The following is a 20126-nucleotide window of genomic DNA, read 5'->3' on the forward strand; positions in this document are numbered from 1 at the left end:
AGCTGGAATTTTCTCGGATCAGCGACGCTTGATGGTGCGCTGAACGCCCTTCATCTTCGCGCCTCCGGGGACGGGGCCCTTCGGCATCGCAGGCCCGCCCTTGGTGCCGAGTGCGGCGAGACGTGACTCGATGGTGTCCATGCGCTTGCTGTCGATGTTGTTGGGCAGCTTGGTGAGGTACTTCTGCAGGCCCGAGAGCGGAATCTGGTTCTCACCGTTGCCGACCACGATGTCGTAGATCGGGGTGTCGCCGACGAGGCGTGCCGTCTTCTTCTTCTCCTGTGCCAGAAGCGACTTGACTCGCTGTGGGGCGCCCTCGGCCACGAGGATCACGCCGGGCTTGCCGATGACGCGGTGGACGGCGTCGAGCTGCGTCGTGCCTGCGATCGCGTTGGTGACGCGCCAGGACCCGCGGAGGTTGTCGAGAGCCCACGCGGCCGCTCCGGCCTGACCGTCGGCCTTCGTGTACACCGACTTCTGGACGCGACGTCCGAAGATGATGAATGCGACCAGTACACCGATCAGAAGTCCGAACGGCAGCAGGAACCATTCGATCCCGAAGATCAGACCGATCAGGAACGCGACGACGGCGATGCCGACGATCGCTCCGATCATCAGCGGGAGAAGGAGTTTGTCTTCCTTCCGCTGCATCTGGAACGCCTGCCAGAGCTGACCGCGTCGTTCCTTCGATGCCTGCTTGCGTGCAGCCTTCGCTGCCGCTTTTGCTTCCTTGCTGGGCTTACCTGCTTTGCCCGCTTTACTGCCGTTCGCCATGCTTCACAGGATACGTCCCGCCGCGGCGACCACTGTCACCGCGGCGGTAAGAGATTCAGTGAGCGGCGAGACGCGCCATCAACGAGCTGGCTTCCTGCGACGCGTCGCCGCCCTCGGCGAGGTGGCTCATGCTCTCCGGCAACTCGCGGCCGTGGTGGGCCATCGCCTGCGCGTAGAGACGTCCGGCGCGGTACGACGAGCGGACCAACGGCCCTGCCATGACGCCGGCGAAGCCGATCTCGGTGGCGTATTCGGAGTGCTCGACGAACTCCTCGGGCTTGACCCAGCGCTCGACGGGGTGGTGCCGCGGCGAGGGACGCAGGTACTGCGTGATCGTCAGGATGTCGCAGCCGGCCTCGTGCAGATCGCGGATCGCTTCCTGCACTTCTTCCGGCGTCTCGCCCATGCCGAGGATCAGGTTGGACTTGGTGACCAGGCCGTCGTCGCGGGCGGCGGTGATGACGTCCATCGACCGCTGGTAGCGGAACGCGGGGCGGATGCGCTTGAAGATGCGGGGGACCGTCTCGACGTTGTGCGCGAGCACCTCCGGCCGCGAGGAGAAGACCTCGGCGAGCTGGTCGGGCTTGGCGTTGAAGTCGGGGATGAGAAGCTCGACACCGGTGCTGGGGTTGAGTTTCTTGATGTAGCGCACGGTTTCGGCGTACAGCCAGGCGCCGCCGTCTTCCAGGTCGTCGCGGGCGACGCCGGTGATGGTGGAATAGCGAAGGCCCATGGCCTGGACGCTCTCGGCGACACGGCGCGGCTCGTCGCGATCGAGGGCTTCGGGCTTGCCGGTATCGATCTGGCAGAAGTCGCAGCGGCGGGTGCACTGCTCGCCGCCGATGAGGAACGTCGCCTCGCGGTCTTCCCAGCATTCGTAGATGTTGGGGCAGCCGGCTTCTTCGCAGACGGTGTGCAGACCCTCTCGCTTGACCAGACCCTTGAGATCGGAGTACTCCGGTCCCATCTTGGCTCGGGTCTTGATCCAGTTGGGTTTGCGTTCGATCGGGGTCTCCGCGTTTCGGATCTCGAGGCGGAGCAGTTTGCGTCCTTCTGGAACCACAGTCACGGAATCGATGCTACGCGCCGAACTTCACCGTGGTGAATTGCGGGTTACCGGACGGTGAGGCCGGTTCCGGGTGGAGGACGGGGTGGTCGGAGACCACGAGCTCTCCGTCCAGAGCGGCGAGTACGGCAGCGGTGACGGCAGGTGTCACATCCGCGATGCTCACGTCCCGCCCGAGTTCGCTCGACAGCGACGTCACGCCGGCGTCGGCGATGCCGCACGGCACGATGGCGTCGAAGCCGGTCATCGTCGAATTGCAGTTCAACGAAAACCCGTGCAGCGTGACGCCGCGTTGCACGCGCACGCCGATCGCGGCGATCTTGCGTTCGGGGAGCCACACGCCGTCTCGCTGGGTCGAGGCGAGCCACACACCGGAGCGGCCGTCGACCCGGCCGCACGCGATGCCCAGATCGGTGCAGACGGTGATGAGCGCTTCTTCGATCCGACGCACGTAGTCGACGACGTCGATCGGCTGTGTGAGCTTGACGATCGGGTACCCGACGAGTTGTCCTGGGCCGTGCCAGGTGATCTTGCCGCCGCGGTCGACCTCGATGACCGGAGTGCCGTCCTGCGGGCGGTCCTCGGGCGACGTGCGTCGGCCCGCGGTGTACACGGACGGGTGTTCCAGCAGCAGAAGGGTGTCGCGGCCGTTGCCCTCGGCGCGCATGTCGGCGAGGGCGCGCTGACGATCCCATGCCTCGAGGTAGTCCGTGTGTCCGATCTCCTGGACGTCGATCGAGTCGGAACTTTCCCTCGCGGATCGTGTGCTCATACCGGCGAGATTACGCCCCCGTCATCGACCGACCGCGGCCCGCAGTGCTTCGCCGACGGTGTTGTGCCTGAACTCGAATCCGGTGTTCTCGAGAACCGACGGGATGGCCCGTGGCCCGGTGAGGATCGCCTCCTGGGCGAACTCGCCGATCCCGGCGCGCAGCACGAAGCCGGGAACGACCCAGGGAGCGGGCCGATGAACGGCTCGCGCCATCGCGCTGTTGAACTGCGCGTTGGTGACCGGCGCCGGGCCGACCATGTTGACCGGGCCGGACACGGCGTCGTTCTCGAGTCCGTGCACGATCGCGGCGATCTCGTCGTCGAGCGAGATCCACGGGAAGTACTGACGGCCGCTGCCGAGGCGGCCACCGAGCGCGAGCAGGTAGAGGGGACGAAGGCGATCCAGCATGCCGCCTCGCTGCGACAGCACGACGCCGCTGCGCAGCATGATGGTGCGCACTCCGGCCGAGGAGGCCGCCGACGTCGCGTTCTCCCAATCTCGGCAGACCTCGGCGAGGAATCCGGAACCGGCAGGAGCGGACTCGTCGACCACACGGTCGCCGGTGTCACCGTAGAAGTTGATGCCGCTCGCGTTGACGAACGTCGGAATCGAGTGAGAGGCACAGGCTTCGGCGAGAACCTCGGTCGGAGTGATCCTGCTGTCCCTGATCGCCTGCTTGTACGAGCCGGACCAGCGCTTGTCGCCGATGCCGACACCGCAGAAATCGACCACGGCATCCGCGTCGCGCAGTGCGCGGTCGTCGAGCGTGCCACGAGTGGGGTCCCACTGATATTCGTCGGGACCGGCAGGGGGTCGGCGGACCAGCCGGACGACCTCGTGGCCCTGTCCGCGCAACGACGCGACGAGGGCGGTACCGATCAGACCTGAAGAACCAGCAATGACTACACGCATGAATTCGATTGCCTCCTCGACGATGTCGGGGCACCACCCGCATGTGCGAATGATGCCCCGACTGTGTGTCTTTCCCCGTTGTCCCGAGGATGGCCGAGCGTATCCGTTACTTCAGCGTACAGATACTCACGGCAGCCGTCGTGTTACTGGATACCCAGATCGGCCTCGAACGAAGCGTCTTCGAGACGCTGCTTGATCGTGGTCAGGAAGCGGCCTGCGTCGGCACCGTCGACGAGACGGTGGTCGTACGTCAGCGGCAGGTAGACCATCGAGCGAACACCGATGGACTCGTTGCCCGCGTCGTCCTTCACCACGACCGGGCGCTTGACGATGGCGCCGGTTCCGAGCATGGCCGCCTGCGGCGGGACCAGGATCGGGGTGTCGAACAGGGCGCCCTGGCTACCGATGTTGGTGATGGTGAACGTGCCACCGGACAACTCGTCGGGCTTGAGGCCACCCGAGCGGGCGCGCGAGGCGATGTCGGCGATCGCACGAGCGAGTCCGGCCAGCGACAGGTCGCCGGCGTTGTGGATGACAGGAGACAGCAGACCCTGATCGGTGTCCACGGCGATACCGAGGTGGACCTCGGCGTGGTACGTGATCTCCTTCTTGTCCTCGTCGATGCTGGCGTTGACGTTCGGGTGCGCCTTGAGCGCCTCGACGACGGCCTTCGCGAAGAACGGAAGGTACGTCAGGTTGACGCCCTCGTTGTCCTTGAACGTCGCCTTGGCACGCGTACGCAGCGAAGCGATCTTCGTGACGTCGACCTCGTGCGTCTGCGTCAGCTGAGCGGACGTCTGCAGCGATTCGCGCGTCTTCTTCGCCGTGATCTGGCGAATACGGTTGATCTTCTGCGTGGTTCCGCGCAGGTGAGCCAGCTCCGGACGGACGCCCGCGGTAGCGGGAGCGGCGGCAGGAGCCGATGCGGCGGGAGCGGACGGTGCGGCAGCGGCCGGGGCTGCAGGTGCCTTCTTGGCCTCGGCGGCAGCGAGAACGTCCTGCTTGCGGATGCGGCCACCGACGCCGGTGCCCGTGACGGTGTTCAGATCGACACCGTTGTCGGCCGCGAGCTTGCGGACCAGCGGGGTGACGTACGGGGTCGCGCCCGATTCCTGCTTGGGAGCTTCCTGCTTCGGAGCGGCCTTGGGCGCTTCCTGCTTGGGTGCTTCCTGCTTGGGGGCCTCCGCCTTGGGAGCTTCTGCCTTGGGTGCTTCCTTGGCCGGCTCGGGTGCGGGAGCGGGCTTCTCGGGCTCCGGCGTCTTCTCGGGCTCCGGCGCCTTCACGGCGGGAGCGCCCGATCCGATCACGGCCAGCTGCTCGCCGATGGCGACGGTGTCGTCTTCCTGTGCGCTGATCTCGAGCAGTGTTCCGGCGACGGGAGACGGGATCTCGGTGTCGACCTTGTCGGTCGAGACCTCGAGCAGGGGCTCGTCGACGGCAACCTCGTCACCGACTGCCTTGAGCCAGCGGGTGACGGTTCCCTCGGTGACGGACTCGCCGAGCTCGGGCATCTTGACCGGGGTGCCGGATCCGCTCGACTGCGACGACGAGGACGCGGCTGCGGGAGCCTCTTCCTCGGCCTGGGGCTCGGGCTCGGCGGCGGGCGTCGGCTCCTCGGCCGCGGGCTGTGCAGCCTCGTCTTCCTCTGCCGGTGCTTCCTCGGCGGGTGCGGATTCCTCGCCTGCGTCACCGATCTGGGCGAGCTCGCCACCGATCTCGACGGTGTCGTCTTCCTGAGCCACGATCTTCGTCAGAACGCCAGCAACGGGGGACGGGATTTCGGTATCGACCTTGTCCGTCGATACTTCGAGCAACGGCTCGTCGACCTCGACGGTGTCGCCCTCCTGCTTGAGCCACCTCGTGACAGTTCCCTCGGTGACGCTCTCACCAAGAGCTGGCATCTGGACGGAGAAGGCCATGTCTGTTGACTCCTCGACAGTTGTATGCGGGTATTTCGATCCGACGACTTGTGGTCGCAGACCATTCTGCTGGCGTTGCGAAGGTCGCGGTTGTCACTTGCGATAATTCGCGGCCTCGGAAATCCATCCTTCCATCCTCGAACATTTCATGTTCCCCGAGGGCGGCAGTTGCGCTGGCAAACTGGTGAGTAACACAAGTTGGTGCGGAACGCGACGACGGTTTCGGCGCACATGGAAGGAGTCACCGATGGGGTTGTTCGACCGTTTCACACGACGTGGTGGCAGAGGTAGAGGCGCCGGAGACGGCTCGACCGCGAGCTATCTGGCCGAGTGGACGACTGCGCGAACCGGTATCGAGGCGTACGTCGAACCGAAGACGACAGTGACTCCTGTCACGGTCGTTCTCGTGGCGAACGACGGGGAGTGGACGCGTCGTGCCGTCGAGGAGCGGCACATCCGAAAGTTGGGTCCGGACCTGAAGATCCCGGTCTACGACGTCCGCAAGACCGGGTACCCGCAGCGCATGCGTGACCACGATGCGCGGCAGAAGATTCTCCGAAGGCGGGCGCAGGGGTCGTGAGCAGAAATGTAGAGCGGGCTCTACATTTCTGCTCACGAGGGATTCACCCCTTCTCGACGATGTCCTCGAGCACCGCGAACATCGTGCGCACCGGGACACCGGTGCCGCCCTTGCCGATGTAGCCGAACGGGCCCCCGGTGTTGTAGGCAGGTCCGGCGACGTCGATGTGCGCCCACTCGACACCTTCGGCGACGAACTCCTTCAGGAACAGCGCGGCAGCGAGCATGCCGCCGGCGCGGTTGTTGGTGACGTTCGCGAGGTCGGCCACCTTGGAATCCAGCTCGCGGCGGATCTCCTTCGGCATCGGCATGGCCCAGCCGTCCTCGCCGACGGCCTGCGATATCGCGGCGACGCGATCGCGGAACTCGTCGGTACCCATGACGCCGGGGGTGCGATTGCCGAGAGCGACGACCTGCGCGCCGGTCAGTGTCGCGGTGTCGATGAGGTAGTCCGGATCGTCCTCGCACGCGCGCACCATGGCGTCGGCGAGCACGAGGCGTCCCTCGGCGTCGGTGTTGATGACCTCGACGGTGATGCCGCCGTACTGTGTCAGCACGTCACCGGGACGCTGCGCGGTGCCCGACGGCATGTTCTCCGCCATCGGGACCGTCGCGACGACGTCCAGTTCCAGGTCGACCTTCGCAGCCAGGATCACCGTCGCGATGACGGCCGCGGCACCGGCCATGTCGGATGTCATGTTCTCCATGCCCGACGCAGGCTTGATCGAGATACCGCCGGTGTCGAACGTGATGCCCTTGCCGACGAGCGCCACCTTCTTCGACTTTCGCTTGCCGCCCGCATGGGTCAGGCGCACGAGCCGCGGTAGACGCGACGAGCCCTTGCCGACGCCGTGAATGCCGCCGTAGCCGCCCTTTTCGAGCGCCTTGTCGTCGAGGATCTCGACCTTCAGTCCGGCGGCGGTGCCGAGTTCCTTCGCTCGGGCAGCGAACGCCTCCGGATACAGGTGGCTCGGGGGAGTGTTGACGAAATCGCGTGCGATGGCAACAGATTCGGCGAGGGCCACGGACCGGGCGAGTTCTGCCTTCGTCTCACGGGCGCGGGGGTCGGTCACCAGCAGCTCGACGCGGCCGAGCGGGGCCGCGTCGGGACTCGGTGCCGACAGCTGAGACTTGAACTCGGTGAAGGTGTAGGCGCCGAGGAAGAAGCCTTCGGCAGCGGCGGCCAGGTCGAGCGACGACAGGGTCGTGGCGACGGTGTCGGTGCCTGCGAGCGAGCGAGCGGCAGTTCCCGCGGCGCGTCGGATGCGTTCGTCGTCGATGTCCGCGGACGTACCGAGACCGACGGCCAGCACGCTGTTCACGGCGAGACCCGAGGGCGCGGGGATACGCGTGAGTTCGTCGGCTTTGCCGGTGGCGCCGACGGTCTCGAACGCGTCGAGCAGCTCGGAGGCGATCGCGTCGTCGGAAATGTCGTCGGTGATGACGAGCTCCAGCCCGTCCTCGCTGGTGCTCAGTGCGACGACGAGTACGTCGATGTTCTTGCCGAGGCGGCCGGTCAGGACCAGGTCGGGTCCGAGAGTGCGTGTTGTGGAGGATGGCACTGGGCAGCTCCTACGAGTGGAAAGAGAATGTGTCGGTCCCACCGATCGTAGTGATGGAGTGACGTCGGATAGCGTTGGCCGCCATGAGCGAAGACACACTTGCACGCGGACCCGTTCACGCCGTCCACACCGAGCTCGGTGCGACCTTCGCTCCGTTCGGTGGGTGGGAGATGCCCGTGTCGTATGCCGGTGTCGTCGCCGAACACAATGCCGTGCGCGAGAACGTCGGGCTCTTCGACGTCAGCCATCTCGGAAAGGCGCTCGTGTCCGGACAGGGTGCCGCCGAGTTCGTGAACTCCGCGCTGACGGCCGATCTCGAGCGCATCGGGCCGGGGAAAGCCCAATACACGTTGTGCTGCACCGAATCCGGTGGTGTCGTCGACGACCTCATCGCGTACTTCGTCGGGCCCGACGAAGTCTTCCTGATTCCCAACGCGGCCAACACCGCTGCCGTCGTCGCCGCTCTCGCCGATGCGGCGCCCGAAGGTGTCACGGTCGCCGATCGGCATCGCGACTTCGGAGTGTTCGCGGTGCAGGGACCGGCGTCACGTGACGTCGTCGGCGCACTGGGGCTGCCGGTCGACATGGAGTACATGGCCTTCGCGGACGCGACGTGGAACGGCGTCCCGGTGCGCGTCTGCCGCACCGGGTACACCGGCGAACACGGGTACGAGCTCGTGCCGTCGTGGTCCGACGCAGACGCATTGTTCCGCGCGTTGGTCGACGCCGTCCGGGCGGCAGGCGGGCTCGTCGCAGGCCTCGGTGCGCGCGACACGCTGCGGACCGAGATGGGATACCCGTTGCACGGGCACGAGTTGTCGCTCGAGATCTCACCGCTGCAGGCCCGGTGCGGCTGGGCGGTCGGCTGGAAGAAGGACGCGTTCTGGGGCAAGGATGCGTTGACCGCCGAGAAGGCGGCCGGGCCGACCCGGACCCTGCGTGGCATCAAGGCGGTCGGACGAGGCGTTCTCCGTCCCGGTCTGACGGTGATGCGCGACGGTTCCGCCGTCGGAACGACCACGTCGGGGACCTTCTCGCCGTCGCTCGGTGTCGGGATCGCGCTCGCGTTGATCGACACGGCAGCGAACGTGTCCGACGGAGACGAAGTACACGTGGACGTCCGGGGCCGGATGCTCGCGTGCGAGACGGTGGCTCCACCGTTCGTGTCGCCGAATACCAAGTGAGGACGATGACGGTCGTTCGATAAGATTTGTCCTCATGACTGGCCTACCTGAATTCACGCGCGTGCAGCACCCTTCTCCGGCTCCCTCGGAGGCCAGGGAGGCGGTACTGGCTGCGCCGGGATTCGGGAAGTTCTTCACCGACCACATGGCGGTCATCGACTACACCGTCGACAAGGGCTGGCACGACGCGACGATCAGCCCGTACGGTCCCATCGAGATCGACCCGGCAGCGATGGTGCTGCACTACGGCCAGGCGATCTTCGAGGGTCTGAAGGTCTATCGCCAGCCGAACGGTGAGTTCGCGTCGTTCCGCGTCACCGCCAACGCCGAGCGCTTCCGATCGTCGGCGCGTCGGCTCGCGATGCCGGAACTGCCGGACGAGTTGTTCATCGGATCGATCGAGCAACTTCTGGCCGTCGACCACGACTGGGTCCCCGCAGCCGGCGGCGAGGACGCGCTGTACCTGCGGCCCTACATGTTCTCGACGGAAGCGGGTCTCGGTGTCCGCCCGGCGGATTCCTACCGCTACATGCTGATCGCGTCGCCCGCGGGTGCGTACTTCCCGCGTGGTGTCAGGCCGGTGAGCGTCTGGTTGTCGACCGAATACGTGCGTGCGGCCCCGGGCGGAACGGGTGCGGCGAAGTTCGCGGGCAACTACGCAGCGTCGCTGCTCGCGCAGGCGCAGGCCAGTGAGCAGGGATGCGACCAGGTCGTCTGGCTCGACGCCATCGAGCGCCGATACGTCGAAGAAATGGGCGGGATGAACCTGTTCTTCGTCTTCGGTTCCGGCTCGGACGCCCGGCTCGTCACGCCGTCGCTGTCGGGTTCGTTGTTGCCTGGCATCACGCGGGACTCGTTGCTCGCACTGGCCACCGATTCCGGCATCCCGGTGGAGGAACGCCGTATCTCGACGGAGGAGTGGCAGAAGGGCGCCGAATCCGGCGAGATCACCGAGGTCTTCGCCTGTGGCACGGCCGCCGTCATCACGCCGGTCGGCAGTGTGAAGTCCGCCGAGGGCGAGTTCACCATCGCCGACGGCGAACCCGGCCAGGTCACGCTCGCTCTGCGCGACACGCTGACCGGCATCCAGCGCGGCACGTTCGCCGACACGCACGGGTGGATGACGAAGCTCGGCTGACTCAGCCACCGATCAGGAGGCCGACGACGGCGAGGGCCGTCGTCACCTCCACCACGGCGCCCAGCACGTCGCCGTTGATCCCGCCGAACCGTCGGGAACAGTGGCGCACGGCGGCTTCGGTGAAAGCGAGGGCGGCCGCCACGACGAGCGGTCCCTGCCACCACCGGTCGTCGACCGCGAAGATCGACAGACCCAGCGCGACGACGCCCCAGATCGCGACGGTGTACGACGGCTGGGTTCCGGCGACCAACGCGCCGAATCCGGATTCGGGCGCGGCGTCGAACCCGCGGCGGCACGCGAGCACGACGCAGACCCGTCCCACCACCGCCGCGAGCACGACGGACCACCATGCATGCCGATCGGCCAATGCGCCGAATCCCGTTGCCTGCAGCGCGAACACGACGACGATCGCAGCCACGCCGAACGGGCCCGCGCCCCCCGATTTCATGACTTCTCGCGCACGTTCGGGTGGTCCGTAACAGCCGAGACCGTCCGCGGTGTCGGCGAGACCGTCGACATGCATTCCGCGCGTCGCGAGTGCGAGGGCGCCGACGGCGAGAAATCCGGCGAGGATTGCGCTCAGCGAGGCCGCGATCGACAGCCACAACGTTCCGCCCACGAGGAGGCCCAGCAGCAGACCGACGAGCGGGGCCGATGCAATTGCTCTCGCGGCGGCGGCACGGTCGACGCGGTGTGGACCGCGTACGGGCAGGACCGTCAACCACGACAGCGCGAGTGCAGGTCCGACGAGTGCGCCGCGCACGGTCAGTCCTCGGATGCGGCTTCGGTGCTGACTCCGGCGTCGGCGAACGTCGACATCTGCGACAGCGTCGCGATCGCGGCATGGATCAAAGGTAGCGCAACCAGTGCGCCCGATCCCTCGCCGAGCCGCATGTCCAGTTCGAGCAGAGGCTCGATGCGCAAGTGCCGCAAGGCAATCGAGTGCGCGGGCTCGGTCGAGCGATGCCCGGCAACCCACCATTCGCGCGCGCCGCGCGCCGACTCCTCGGCGACGAGCGCGGCCGCGGTGACGACGAGACCGTCCAGAATCACGGGCGTGCGACGGTGTGCCGCCTGAGCGACGAACCCTGCCATCGCGGCGATGTCGGCGCCGCCGGCGACGCGAAGCAATGCCACCGGATCCTTGACGACCGGCCGTGCGCGGCGCATCGCGTCGCGAATGGCGGCGGTCTTGCGCATCCACCCCGCGTCGTCGACGCCGGTGCCGCGTCCGACCGCGGCGACGGGTTCGGTGTCGGTGAGCGTCGCGATCAAAGCCGTTGCGGGAGTGGTGTTTCCGATGCCCATGTCGCCCGCGACGAGCAGATCAGCGCCGCTGTCGACTTCCTCGTCGGCGATGGCACGGCCCGCGTCGATCGCGGCGAGCACGTCGTCGGAGGTGAGTGCATCCTCGCGGTCGATCGAGCCGGACGAGCGTCGCACCTTGTGCGCGCTCACCGACGGATCCGTCTCCGAGTCGACCGAGATGTCGACCACGCGTACCGACGCTCCTGCCACGGCCGACAGTGCGTTGACGGCAGCGCCGCCGGCGAGGAAGTTGGCGACCATCTGCCCGGTCACCTCGGCCGGGTATGCCGAGACGCCGTGTGCGGCCACCCCGTGGTCGCCGGCGAACACGACGACGCGGGGACGCGTCAGCGGGCGTGGGGGAGAGGCATCTTGACAGGCGGCGATCCACTCACCGAGATCCTCGATCCGCCCGAGACTGCCCGCGGGCTTGGTCAGAGTCTTCTGACGTTCCGACGCGTCCCTGCGAGCGTCGGCAGACGGTGGAGCCACCGGCCGAAGCGGCGTCGGAATATCGGTGGGCTCTGAAGTCTCGGTCACCGAAGACCTTTCATGTGTGCGGGCTGGGCGGATCACTCTTGAGCGTCAGCGGCAATCCCGCGACGACCAGAACGACGGTGTCGCACACCGCCGCGAGTGACGAGTTCATCGCGCCGATCTCGTCCTGGAACAGTCTGCCCGAGCGAGTCTCCGGGACGACACTCATCCCTACTTCGGGGCTGACCAGTACGAGGTGACCCGAGTGTGCGGCGACCGCGTGCACGACGGCGTCGACACGGGATGCGACGGTACCGCGCGGGCTGTCCCACGCGTTCAGGTCGTCGATGGTGTGGGTGAGCCAGGTGCCGAGGTCGTCGACGATGGTGCTGTCGTCGGATCCACCGATCACCGCGGGGAGGTCCGACGACGCCTCGACCGTGGTCCACTCGGCCGGTCGCCGTGCCACATGAGAATCGATGCGCGCTTGCCAGTCCGCATCGGACGGGTCACGACGACCCGTCGCGACATAGCGCACGGGCGACGCCGAATCGACGAGGCTCTCGGCGTACGCCGACTTTCCGGAACGTGTTCCGCCGAGAACGAGGATGCGCTGGCCCGGCGTCACGGATCAGACAGCCGCGCCGCGTTCGACGCGAGGCTTCGGTGCACGCATCTTGCGGATCTGCGACGCGCGTACGAAGGCGTACCAGCCGAGCTTGAATCCGCCGTCGGGAGTGTCGGGGAACCGTGCGCGGACGCGGTTGTTGACGAGTCGGCCGATGAAGACGCCCTCGATGACCATGAAAAGCATCATTACGAACATCGCCAGCGTCACGTACGCCTGAACGGCAGGGTTCAGAAACAGCGCGAAGATGAGCAGCAGCGCCATCGGCATGAACAGCCCGACGAGGTTGCGGCGTGCGTCGACGAGGTCGCGAACGTAGGCACGGACCGGGCCCTTGTCGCGGGGGAGAAGGTACTTGTCCTCGCCCGCGAGCATCCGCTCACGGCGGTCGGCAGACGCGGCGCGGCGCTCGGCCGACGCCTTCTTGCGATCTTCCTTCGTGCCGCGGTTGGCCTTACGGCGCTCGCGGGCTTCCTTGCTCGTCATCGGAGGAGGAGCCACGGGACCGCGACGCCTCGCTTCGGCCTCGCGGCGCTTGGGCGTCGGACGGCCTTTGCCCGAGGAGACGTTCGACGACGAGTCCTCGGTGGGTGCAGAGGACTCGGCGGACTGGGAATCGCGATCGTCCGGATTGTCGGAGTTTCCGCGGCGTAGCAACTTCACACCCCCAGGTTATCGGCTGTCGACGGCCGCACGAACACCGGCCACGCAGACTGGTCTGGTTTCGAGGTGAAATTCGAGACGACGTGGACTGTGAGGAATAGGAGCGCGCGGAGTACGGTTGAGACGTTCACGGGTTTGTACGACTGACAGGGAGAGCCCATGACCGTCTCGAACGAGACCATTGCGCACAAGGTCACGATGACAGAGGCAGCGTCGTCGAAGGCCAAGGCGCTTCTGGATCAAGAAGGCCGCGACGACCTCGCGCTGCGTATCGCCGTTCAGCCCGGTGGCTGTGCCGGCTTGCGCTATCAGCTCTTCTTCGACGATCGCAGCCTCGACGGCGACCTCGCGGTGGACTTCAACGGAGTCACGCTGGCTGTCGACCGGATGAGCGCTCCGTACGTCGAAGGTGCGTCCATCGACTTCGTGGACACGATCGAGAAGCAGGGCTTCACGATCGACAATCCGAACGCAACAGGCTCCTGCGCCTGCGGCGATTCGTTCAACTGATCTGAACGACCCCGAACTACGACCGGTACTCGCCCGCGAGGGTGGGTACCGGTCTTAGTGCTGTTCGGGGCCCAGTTCTGCACTCCGTGCGGGTGACCGCCGAGTACGGTGGATTCCGCACCGACAACGACCGAAAGGCCCAAGTACGTGACACTCGCGGTATCGGGATCCATTGCGACCGATCACCTGATGCGGTTCCCGGGTAAGTTCGCCGAGCAGCTCGTCGCAGACCAGCTCTCGAACATCTCGTTGAGCTTCCTCGTCGACGACCTCGTCATCCGTAAGGGCGGTGTCGGCGGCAACATCGCCTACGCGCTCGGTGTACTCGGAGGATCCCCGCTCCTGGTCGGGGCCGTCGGACCCGACTTCGGTGAGTACCGATCCTGGTTGGAAGCCAACGGTGTCGACTGCTCGGGCGTTCGAGTCTCCACGACTGCGCACACGGCCCGCTTCGTGTGCACCACCGACGACGACATGGCCCAGATCGCGTCGTTCTACCCGGGCGCGATGAGCGAGGCACGGAACATCTCGATCGGCGACGTGGCGTCGGGGAAGAGCGTCGAGCTCGTCCTCGTCGGAGCCAACGATCCCGACGCCATGCTCGCGCACACCGCGCAGTGCCGTGAGGCGGGCATCCCCTTCGCCGCCGACCCGTCGCAGCAGCTGGCCCGTCTGAACGGCGATCAAGCGCGACAGCTCGTCGACGGCGCCGCGTACCTGTTCACCAACGAGTACGAGTGGGGCCTGCTGCGCCAGAAGACCGGTTTGTCGGAGGACGACATCGCGTCGATGGTCGGCATTCGCGTCACCACGCTCGGAAAGTCGGGCGTCGAGATCGTCACCGCCGACGGCGTCCGTACCCACGTCGACGTCGTGCCCGAAACCAGCAAGGTCGACCCGACGGGCGTCGGCGACGGTTTCCGCGCAGGCTTCCTCGTTGCGCACCGCGCGGGCGCGTCCGTCGAGCGGGCCGCTCAGCTGGGCTCGCTGGTCGCCGTCCTGGTGCTCGAGACCACAGGAACGCAGGAGTGGAAGTTCACGCGTGACGATGCATTGAAGCGTCTGGGTGCGGCGTACGGCTCCGTCGCCGCCGACGAGGTCGGCGCGCTGCTGCCCGCCTGATCGCTCCGCAACATCGATGGGCCGCGGCATCCTCCCAGGAGGTGCCGCGGCCCATCGATGTTCCGAGGATTCGGAGGATGTTCTCGGGGTCAGAGACTGACGGGGTACGTCGGCTCCGCGATCTGCGGCACGATGCGCTTCTCGACGAAGATTCCGTGCCACACCATGAAGATCAACACCGTCCACAGTCGACGGCTGTGATCGGACCTGCCTTCGCGATGCTCGTTCAGCATCGACGTGATGGCCGCCTTGTTCAGGATGTGATCGGTCTGGGACTCGGCGATCTGCTGGTGGGCCCAATCGAACAGTTCGGTGCCGCGTAGCCAGTGCCGCAGTGGCACCGGGAAGCCGAGCTTGGCGCGGTGCAGCACATGCCCCGGCACGATGCCCTCGAGCGCTTGCCTGAGCGCGTACTTCGTCGTGTCCTTGGTGATCTTCTGATCGAGAGGCAGCTGCTCGGCGACGCGGAAGACCTCGTTGTCGAGGAACGGCACGCGGAGCTCGAGCGAATTTGCCATCGTGATCTTGTCGGCCTTGACGAGGATGTCGCCGCGCAGCCACGTGAACAGGTCCAAGTGCTGCATGCGCGCGACGGGATCCCACCCTTGCGACTGCGCGTAGATCGGTGCCGTCACGTCGGTGTGCGTCCATTCCGGACGGAAGTCCCGCAACACTGCCCGGAGCTGCGCGTCGCCGAAGCTCCTGGCATTTCCGTAGTAGCGCTCCTCGAGCGTCATCGAACCGCGATGGAGCAGGCTCTTACCGCGGGTTCCGTCGGGGATCCGCTCGCTCAACGCGCCCGCTGCTCGACGCAGCCCCTTCGGCAAGTAGTCGAACGGCTTCAGCGACAACGGTTCCCGGTAGATGGTGTAGCCGCCGAAGAGCTCGTCTGCACCTTCGCCGGACAGCACGACCTTGACGTGCTTTCGAGCTTCCTTCGCGACGAAGTACAACGGCACCAACGCCGGGTCGGCGACGGGATCGTCGAGATACCAGACGATCTCGGGAATCGACGCCGCGAATTCCTCCGGACCGACGACCTTGACGACGTGGCGCGCGCCGATCGCGGCGGCCGACTCGGCGGCGACGTCGACCTCCGAATATCCTTCGCGCTCGAACCCGGTGGTGAACGTGATCAGGTTCGGGTTGTGACGCATCGCGAGCGCGGCGATGGCCGTCGAGTCGATGCCGCCGGACAGGAACGAACCGACCGTGACGTCGGCGCGCATGTGCTTGGCGACGGAGTCCTCGAGCGCGCTCGCGATCTCCTTGTAGCGTGCGGCGTCGGAACCTGCCGCGAACGGCTTCACCGGGAACTTGGGCGTGAAATAGCGCGTGACCTTCGGTTCGGAACCGGGGGAGAGGGTCGCGTAGCAGCCCGATTCGAGACGGCGGATCTCGCGATGCAGCGTCTCGGGCTCCGGGACGTACTGCAGGACGGTGTAGTGCTCCGTCGCGCGCGGATCGACGTCGGTGCCGATACCCACGAGAGCGGTCAGTTCGAGCAGGCTTTTCTTCTCGCTGCCGAATGCGGTGCCACCGGGGCCCGTCGCGAGGAACAACGGCTTGATACCGAACGGATCGCGTGCCAGGAACAGCTCGCGGGTCTCGGTGTCCCAGATCGCGAACGCGAACATGCCGCGAAGCCTGCGAACGGCGTCGGCGCCCCAGAAGTGGAACGCGGCGACGATCGGCTCGCCGTCACCCTCGGTGAAGAATTCGGCGCCGTGCTCGCGCGTCAGCTCCTCCCGGAGCTCGAGGTAGTTGTAGATCTCACCGTTGAACGTCAGCGCGTAGCGCGTCGGATTGTCGGCCGGTCCCCAGCGCAACGGCTGGTGCGAGTGCTCGATGTCGATGATCGACAGGCGGTTGAAGCCGTAGATGACGTCGTCGTCGTGCCACGTCCCCGGTTCGTCCGGTCCGCGGTGACGCATACAGTGCGTAGCGGAGGAGACAAGGTCCACTCCCGCACCGTCCGTGCCGGCCGACGTGAGTACACCGAGTAGTCCACACACAGCGCCTACTACCTCGTTTCGTAGATCGATGGATTCTTCGCCTACACCGACCTGGCTCTCACGAGCCCGCCGGCGCCGATGACCGAGTATGCCGCAGACACGGCGCGCGCAAGGTAACGACCCGACAGTGGCCTCACGGGTCCTTTGGTCTACGCTGCGTAGTACATGGGCATCTGCATGTGGACGCCCTCATTCTTCAGTGGTGAACGATCAGGAAGGCGTGAACGTGGCGCAGAGTCGGATCCTTCGGCGAGCTGGGCTGACAGCATTTCTCGGCGTTGCCGCGTTGCTGTTGTCGGGCTGTTCCATCGACAACGATGTCCTGCGCTTCGGATTCCCCATGGGGGTCACGCCCCAGGGTAAGTCGATTCGCGAATTGTGGACGTGGTCCGTGGTGGCAGCCCTGATCATGGGCATCATCGTGTGGGCTCTGATCTTCTGGGTGGTCATCTTCCACCGCAAGAAGAAGGATTCACCCGAGTTCCCGCGTCAGACGGCATACAACGTGCCTCTCGAACTTGCGTACACGGCCGTTCCGTTCGTGATCATCGCGGTTCTGTTCTACTTCACCGTCGTCGTGCAGAACTACGTCGACGAGAAGACCCCGGACCCCGACGTGACCGTCGACGTCACGGCCTACCAGTGGAACTGGAAGTTCGGCTACCAGACCGTCGATCTCAAGGACGGCGAAGCCAAGTACGACGGCACCGACCTCGAAGAGCAGGCCGCAGCCGAGGCCGGCGCCACGCCGGGTGAGGGTGCCGAGGGCAGCGAAGACGGCGAGTTCGTTCCCGGCGCGATCCACGGCGCGAGCCCGCAGGACCTGTCCTACCTGCGCTACAACAAGATCGAGACGGTCGGAACCAGCGACGAGATTCCGGTTCTGGTTCTCCCGACGGGTAAGCGCATCGAGTTCGTACTCGCGTCGTCGGACGTCATCCACGGTTTCTGGGTTCCCGAGTTCCTCTTCAAGCGCGACGTTCTCCCGAACCCGAAGGAAAACCACTCGGACAACGTCTTCCAGATCTCCGAGATCGAGCGTGAGGGTGCGTTCGTCGGTCGTTGCACCGAAATGTGCGGCACCTTCCACGCGATGATGAACTTCGAGGTTCGCGCGGTGTCTCCGGACGACTTCCAGGAGTACATCGAACTGCGCAAGCCGCTGTCCGAAGGTGGCCAGGCGTTGACCAACGCACAGGCTCTGGAAGCAATCGGTCAGGATCCGATCGCAACCAGCACCACGCCGTTCTACACGGACCGCACCGTCAGATCCGAATCCGTCGCCGACGGCAACTGACCAAGAGAGACTGCTGATATGAAAATCGAAGCCAAGATCTTCGAGATCCTGACTGTCTTCTTTCTTCTGGTCGGGATCGTGTACGCCCTCTTCACCGGATTCTCGCGGACCGGCGTCGAGTGGGCCGGTGTCACAGCCATCGCCCTGTCGGTCGGCCTGACGCTGATCATCGGAACCTACTTCCGGTTCGTCGCTCGTCGTCTGGATACTCGTCCCGAGGACTTCGACGACGCCGAGATCAGCGACGGCGCAGGCGATCTGGGCTTCTTCAGCCCGGGCAGTTTCTGGCCGATCCTGCTCGCCGGCGCCGCCTCGGTCACCGCGATCGGTTTCGCCTTCTTCCTCTGGTGGCTCATCGCCTTCGGTGTCGTGCTGATTCTGTCGGCTGCCGCGGGCTTGGTTTTCGAGTACCACGTCGGACCCGAGAAGCACTGACACACAACCGCATTCACGCCGCGAGCGCCGATCCCGATTGGGATCGGCGCTCGCGGCGTAGAGGGCGCTATCCGGCTTTGTCGAGGTCGTCGCCGATCACGCTCAGCGCCAACGTCTTGTAACCTTCGTCGTCGAACAGCACTGTGATGCGGTCGGATTCGACGGCGCTGACCGTTCCCTTGCCCCAGTCGGGATGCTCGACGACGTCGCCCAACGTGAACCTCCCGTCGGGAATGTCCTCCGATTCGGCCCCGGTGGAACACATGTCGCAGTTGCCGCACGGGGAGCCGAGCTCCTCGCCGAAGTACTCCAGGATGTGCCGTCGACGACACCGAGTGGATTCGGCGTAGCCACGCATCATGTCGACGCGGGAACGTGCGTACTTCTGTTCGGCCTCGGTCAACGATCTCGCTTCGGCGATGGCCTCTTTCGCGCTCATGTCACCGACCGGCACCAACCCGGACTCGGTGCGTTCGAGCGCGCCTGACTCGACCAACAGGTTGATCACCATGGTCAGCTTGCGTGACTTGTTCTTCAGTCGGTCCTTGATCCCGGACAACGGAAGGGCGCGCCCCGCCGAGCCGAGAGCCTTCACGACGCGTCGGATCAGCGATTCGTCGACGGTGCGCGTCGCGAAGAATCGGTGCATCGACAGACCGCCCGGGTAGTAGTGGAGTCGTGCGAGCGCGGCACGGCCGTCGCGTCCGCACCGTCCGGCTTCCTGGTAGTACGCGTCGACGGACCCCGGTGCCGCCGCGTGGACGACGAATCGTATGTCCGGCTTGTCGATTCCCATCCCGAACGCGGACGTGGCGACCACGATGTCGATGCCCCCGGTTGCGAAGTCCTTCGCGACACGGTCACGGTCGTCCTGCTTCAGGCCTCCGTGATACGCCGCGGCGGGCCTACCTGCAGCCGTCAGCGTCTGGGCCACGCTTTCCGACGCGGCGCGCGTGTCGATGTACACGAGGCCCTGGCCGTCGAGCGTCGACGCGTCCTCCACGGCTGCGTCGACGGTTGCCTGCTCGTCGGCGTGCGTGCGTACTTCGAACCGAATCTCGGGCCGGTCGAACCCACCCGACAGGCGGACCGGATCGCGGAGCGACAGCTTCTCGACGATGTCGTCACGCACCGGGGGAGAGGCGGTTGCCGTCAGCGCGATCACGGTCGGGCGGCCGAGTGCGGTCACTGCTTCGCCGACACGAAGATAGTCGGGGCGGAACTCGTGGCCCCACGACGACACACAGTGCGCCTCGTCGACTGCCACGAGTGCGATACCGACATCGGCTAGGGCGGCCAGGACGTCGTCGCGCACCAGCTGTTCGGGAGAGAGATAGAGGAGATCGATGTCGCCGGCGACGAGACGGTCGCGCACATCCTCGCGTTCGGCGTCGGAGAGCTGCGAGTTCAGCGCAACGGCAACAGGAGCCGACGGCGAGTCCAGTTCTTCGAGTGACTGCACTTGATCCTGCTGAAGTGCAATCAACGGCGATACGACGACGGTCAACCCGTCGAGCATTGCCGCCGCAGTCTGAAAGATGGCCGACTTTCCGTATCCGGTTGCCATCACGGCGAGAACGTCGCGTCCGTCGAGAAGCGCGGACACGGCGTCGATCTGGAGGGGACGCAGCTCGTCGAGGCCCAGGGTGCGTCGCGCCACCGACAGGATGCGTTGTCGTTCGTTGGTCACGTTCGCCGTATGCCCCGCGCTTCGGCCGTCGGAAACCTGGTCCGTCGCGGGCACCGCTCGAAATGTACGGCTGGA

19 protein-coding genes are annotated in these 20126 nt (G+C 66.1%); 7 read left to right on the plus strand and 12 right to left on the minus strand.

What is annotated here, in order from left to right; genetic code table 11:
- Positions 1-18: 18 nt before the first annotated feature.
- From DK926_RS11635 to sucB, 5 genes are all read right to left on the minus strand, one after another.
- On the minus strand, positions 19-774 hold the full coding sequence (locus DK926_RS11635) for a DUF4191 domain-containing protein (protein WP_068420582.1): 756 nt from the start codon (positions 772-774) through the stop codon (positions 19-21).
- Between the two features lie 55 nt (positions 775-829).
- The gene (lipA, locus tag DK926_RS11640) at positions 830-1843 is read right to left on the minus strand and encodes a lipoyl synthase (protein WP_207890799.1); all 1014 of its coding nucleotides are present in this window, start codon (positions 1841-1843) and stop codon (positions 830-832) included.
- 10 nt (positions 1844-1853) lie between these two features.
- The gene (gene lipB, locus DK926_RS11645; RefSeq protein ID WP_114330542.1) at positions 1854-2612 is read right to left on the minus strand and encodes a lipoyl(octanoyl) transferase LipB; all 759 of its coding nucleotides are present in this window, start codon (positions 2610-2612) and stop codon (positions 1854-1856) included.
- 21 nt (positions 2613-2633) lie between these two features.
- On the minus strand, positions 2634-3524 hold the full coding sequence (locus DK926_RS11650) for a TIGR01777 family oxidoreductase (RefSeq protein WP_114330543.1): 891 nt from the start codon (positions 3522-3524) through the stop codon (positions 2634-2636).
- Positions 3525-3667: 143 nt separating this feature from the next.
- A complete protein-coding gene (gene sucB / locus DK926_RS11655; protein WP_114330544.1) occupies positions 3668-5443 on the minus strand; it encodes a 2-oxoglutarate dehydrogenase, E2 component, dihydrolipoamide succinyltransferase in 1776 nt (591 codons plus the stop codon).
- Between the two features lie 247 nt (positions 5444-5690).
- Between sucB and DK926_RS11660 the strand changes: the two genes are divergently transcribed.
- Positions 5691-6023 carry an oxidoreductase gene (locus DK926_RS11660; RefSeq protein WP_114330545.1) on the plus strand — a complete coding sequence of 111 codons (333 nt, stop codon included), beginning with the start codon at positions 5691-5693 and terminating at the stop codon, positions 6021-6023.
- A gap of 43 nt (positions 6024-6066) precedes the next feature.
- Here DK926_RS11660 and DK926_RS11665 read toward each other — a convergent pair whose 3' ends face one another.
- Positions 6067-7584, minus strand: coding sequence for a leucyl aminopeptidase (locus tag DK926_RS11665; protein WP_114330546.1), 1518 nt, complete (start codon positions 7582-7584; stop codon positions 6067-6069).
- Between the two features lie 83 nt (positions 7585-7667).
- On the opposite strand from DK926_RS11665, the gene gcvT reads away from it, so the two are divergent.
- Both gcvT and DK926_RS11675 read left to right on the plus strand, forming a co-directional pair.
- Positions 7668-8768 (plus strand): glycine cleavage system aminomethyltransferase GcvT, encoded by a 1101-nt coding sequence (gcvT, locus tag DK926_RS11670; protein WP_114330547.1) that lies wholly within the window; start codon positions 7668-7670, stop codon positions 8766-8768.
- A 34-nt stretch (positions 8769-8802) separates the two neighbouring features.
- The gene (locus DK926_RS11675) at positions 8803-9906 is read left to right on the plus strand and encodes a branched-chain amino acid aminotransferase (RefSeq protein WP_068420598.1); all 1104 of its coding nucleotides are present in this window, start codon (positions 8803-8805) and stop codon (positions 9904-9906) included.
- A 1-nt stretch (position 9907) separates the two neighbouring features.
- Here the strand turns inward: DK926_RS11675 and DK926_RS11680 are convergent, their stop codons facing one another.
- From DK926_RS11680 to DK926_RS11695, 4 genes are read right to left on the minus strand one after another with little or no spacing between them, the layout of a single operon-like run.
- Positions 9908-10669, minus strand: coding sequence for an adenosylcobinamide-GDP ribazoletransferase (locus tag DK926_RS11680; protein WP_114330548.1), 762 nt, complete (start codon positions 10667-10669; stop codon positions 9908-9910).
- Between the two features lie 2 nt (positions 10670-10671).
- Positions 10672-11706, minus strand: a complete 1035-nt coding sequence (gene cobT / locus DK926_RS11685) for a nicotinate-nucleotide--dimethylbenzimidazole phosphoribosyltransferase (protein ID WP_243636772.1) — start codon at positions 11704-11706, stop codon at positions 10672-10674.
- Positions 11707-11764: 58 nt separating this feature from the next.
- Positions 11765-12319 carry a bifunctional adenosylcobinamide kinase/adenosylcobinamide-phosphate guanylyltransferase gene (gene cobU / locus DK926_RS11690; RefSeq protein WP_114330549.1) on the minus strand — a complete coding sequence of 185 codons (555 nt, stop codon included), beginning with the start codon at positions 12317-12319 and terminating at the stop codon, positions 11765-11767.
- Between the two features lie 3 nt (positions 12320-12322).
- Positions 12323-12982 carry a DUF3043 domain-containing protein gene (locus tag DK926_RS11695; protein ID WP_114330550.1) on the minus strand — a complete coding sequence of 220 codons (660 nt, stop codon included), beginning with the start codon at positions 12980-12982 and terminating at the stop codon, positions 12323-12325.
- 159 nt (positions 12983-13141) lie between these two features.
- Here DK926_RS11695 and DK926_RS11705 point away from each other — a divergent pair, with 159 nt between their 5' ends.
- Positions 13142-13492: an iron-sulfur cluster assembly accessory protein gene (locus DK926_RS11705; protein ID WP_068420611.1), complete on the plus strand. Its 351-nt coding sequence runs from the start codon at positions 13142-13144 to the stop codon at positions 13490-13492.
- A gap of 147 nt (positions 13493-13639) precedes the next feature.
- Positions 13640-14614: a carbohydrate kinase family protein gene (locus tag DK926_RS11710; RefSeq protein WP_114330551.1), complete on the plus strand. Its 975-nt coding sequence runs from the start codon at positions 13640-13642 to the stop codon at positions 14612-14614.
- An 89-nt stretch (positions 14615-14703) separates the two neighbouring features.
- Here the strand turns inward: DK926_RS11710 and asnB are convergent, their stop codons facing one another.
- On the minus strand, positions 14704-16629 hold the full coding sequence (gene asnB / locus DK926_RS11715; RefSeq protein WP_114330552.1) for an asparagine synthase (glutamine-hydrolyzing): 1926 nt from the start codon (positions 16627-16629) through the stop codon (positions 14704-14706).
- A 220-nt stretch (positions 16630-16849) separates the two neighbouring features.
- On the opposite strand from asnB, the gene DK926_RS11720 reads away from it, so the two are divergent.
- Entirely contained in the window at positions 16850-17926 is a 1077-nt protein-coding gene (locus DK926_RS11720) for a cytochrome c oxidase subunit II (RefSeq protein WP_068420617.1), read from the plus strand.
- Positions 17927-17944: 18 nt separating this feature from the next.
- On the plus strand, positions 17945-18361 hold the full coding sequence (locus tag DK926_RS11725; protein ID WP_068420619.1) for a cytochrome c oxidase subunit 4: 417 nt from the start codon (positions 17945-17947) through the stop codon (positions 18359-18361).
- 67 nt (positions 18362-18428) lie between these two features.
- Here the strand turns inward: DK926_RS11725 and DK926_RS11730 are convergent, their stop codons facing one another.
- Positions 18429-20051 (minus strand): RecQ family ATP-dependent DNA helicase, encoded by a 1623-nt coding sequence (locus DK926_RS11730; RefSeq protein ID WP_114330663.1) that lies wholly within the window; start codon positions 20049-20051, stop codon positions 18429-18431.
- Positions 20052-20126 lie beyond the last annotated feature (75 nt).

Origin of the sequence: Rhodococcus sp. Eu-32 (assembly GCF_003336925.1) — a bacterium.
GTDB lineage: Bacteria > Actinomycetota > Actinomycetes > Mycobacteriales > Mycobacteriaceae > Rhodococcoides > Rhodococcoides kyotonensis_B.

Coding starts and splice junctions, on each gene's coding strand:
- DK926_RS11635 (WP_068420582.1), bottom strand. CDS start 774: ATGGCGAACGGCAGTAAAGCGGGCAAAGCAGGTAAGCCCAGCAAGGAA.
- lipB (WP_114330542.1), bottom strand. CDS start 2,612: ATGAGCACACGATCCGCGAGGGAAAGTTCCGACTCGATCGACGTCCAG.
- DK926_RS11650 (WP_114330543.1), bottom strand. CDS start 3,524: ATGCGTGTAGTCATTGCTGGTTCTTCAGGTCTGATCGGTACCGCCCTC.
- sucB (WP_114330544.1), bottom strand. CDS start 5,443: ATGGCCTTCTCCGTCCAGATGCCAGCTCTTGGTGAGAGCGTCACCGAG.
- DK926_RS11660 (WP_114330545.1), top strand. CDS start 5,691: ATGGGGTTGTTCGACCGTTTCACACGACGTGGTGGCAGAGGTAGAGGC.
- gcvT (WP_114330547.1), top strand. CDS start 7,668: ATGAGCGAAGACACACTTGCACGCGGACCCGTTCACGCCGTCCACACC.
- DK926_RS11675 (WP_068420598.1), top strand. CDS start 8,803: ATGACTGGCCTACCTGAATTCACGCGCGTGCAGCACCCTTCTCCGGCT.
- DK926_RS11705 (WP_068420611.1), top strand. CDS start 13,142: ATGACCGTCTCGAACGAGACCATTGCGCACAAGGTCACGATGACAGAG.
- DK926_RS11725 (WP_068420619.1), top strand. CDS start 17,945: ATGAAAATCGAAGCCAAGATCTTCGAGATCCTGACTGTCTTCTTTCTT.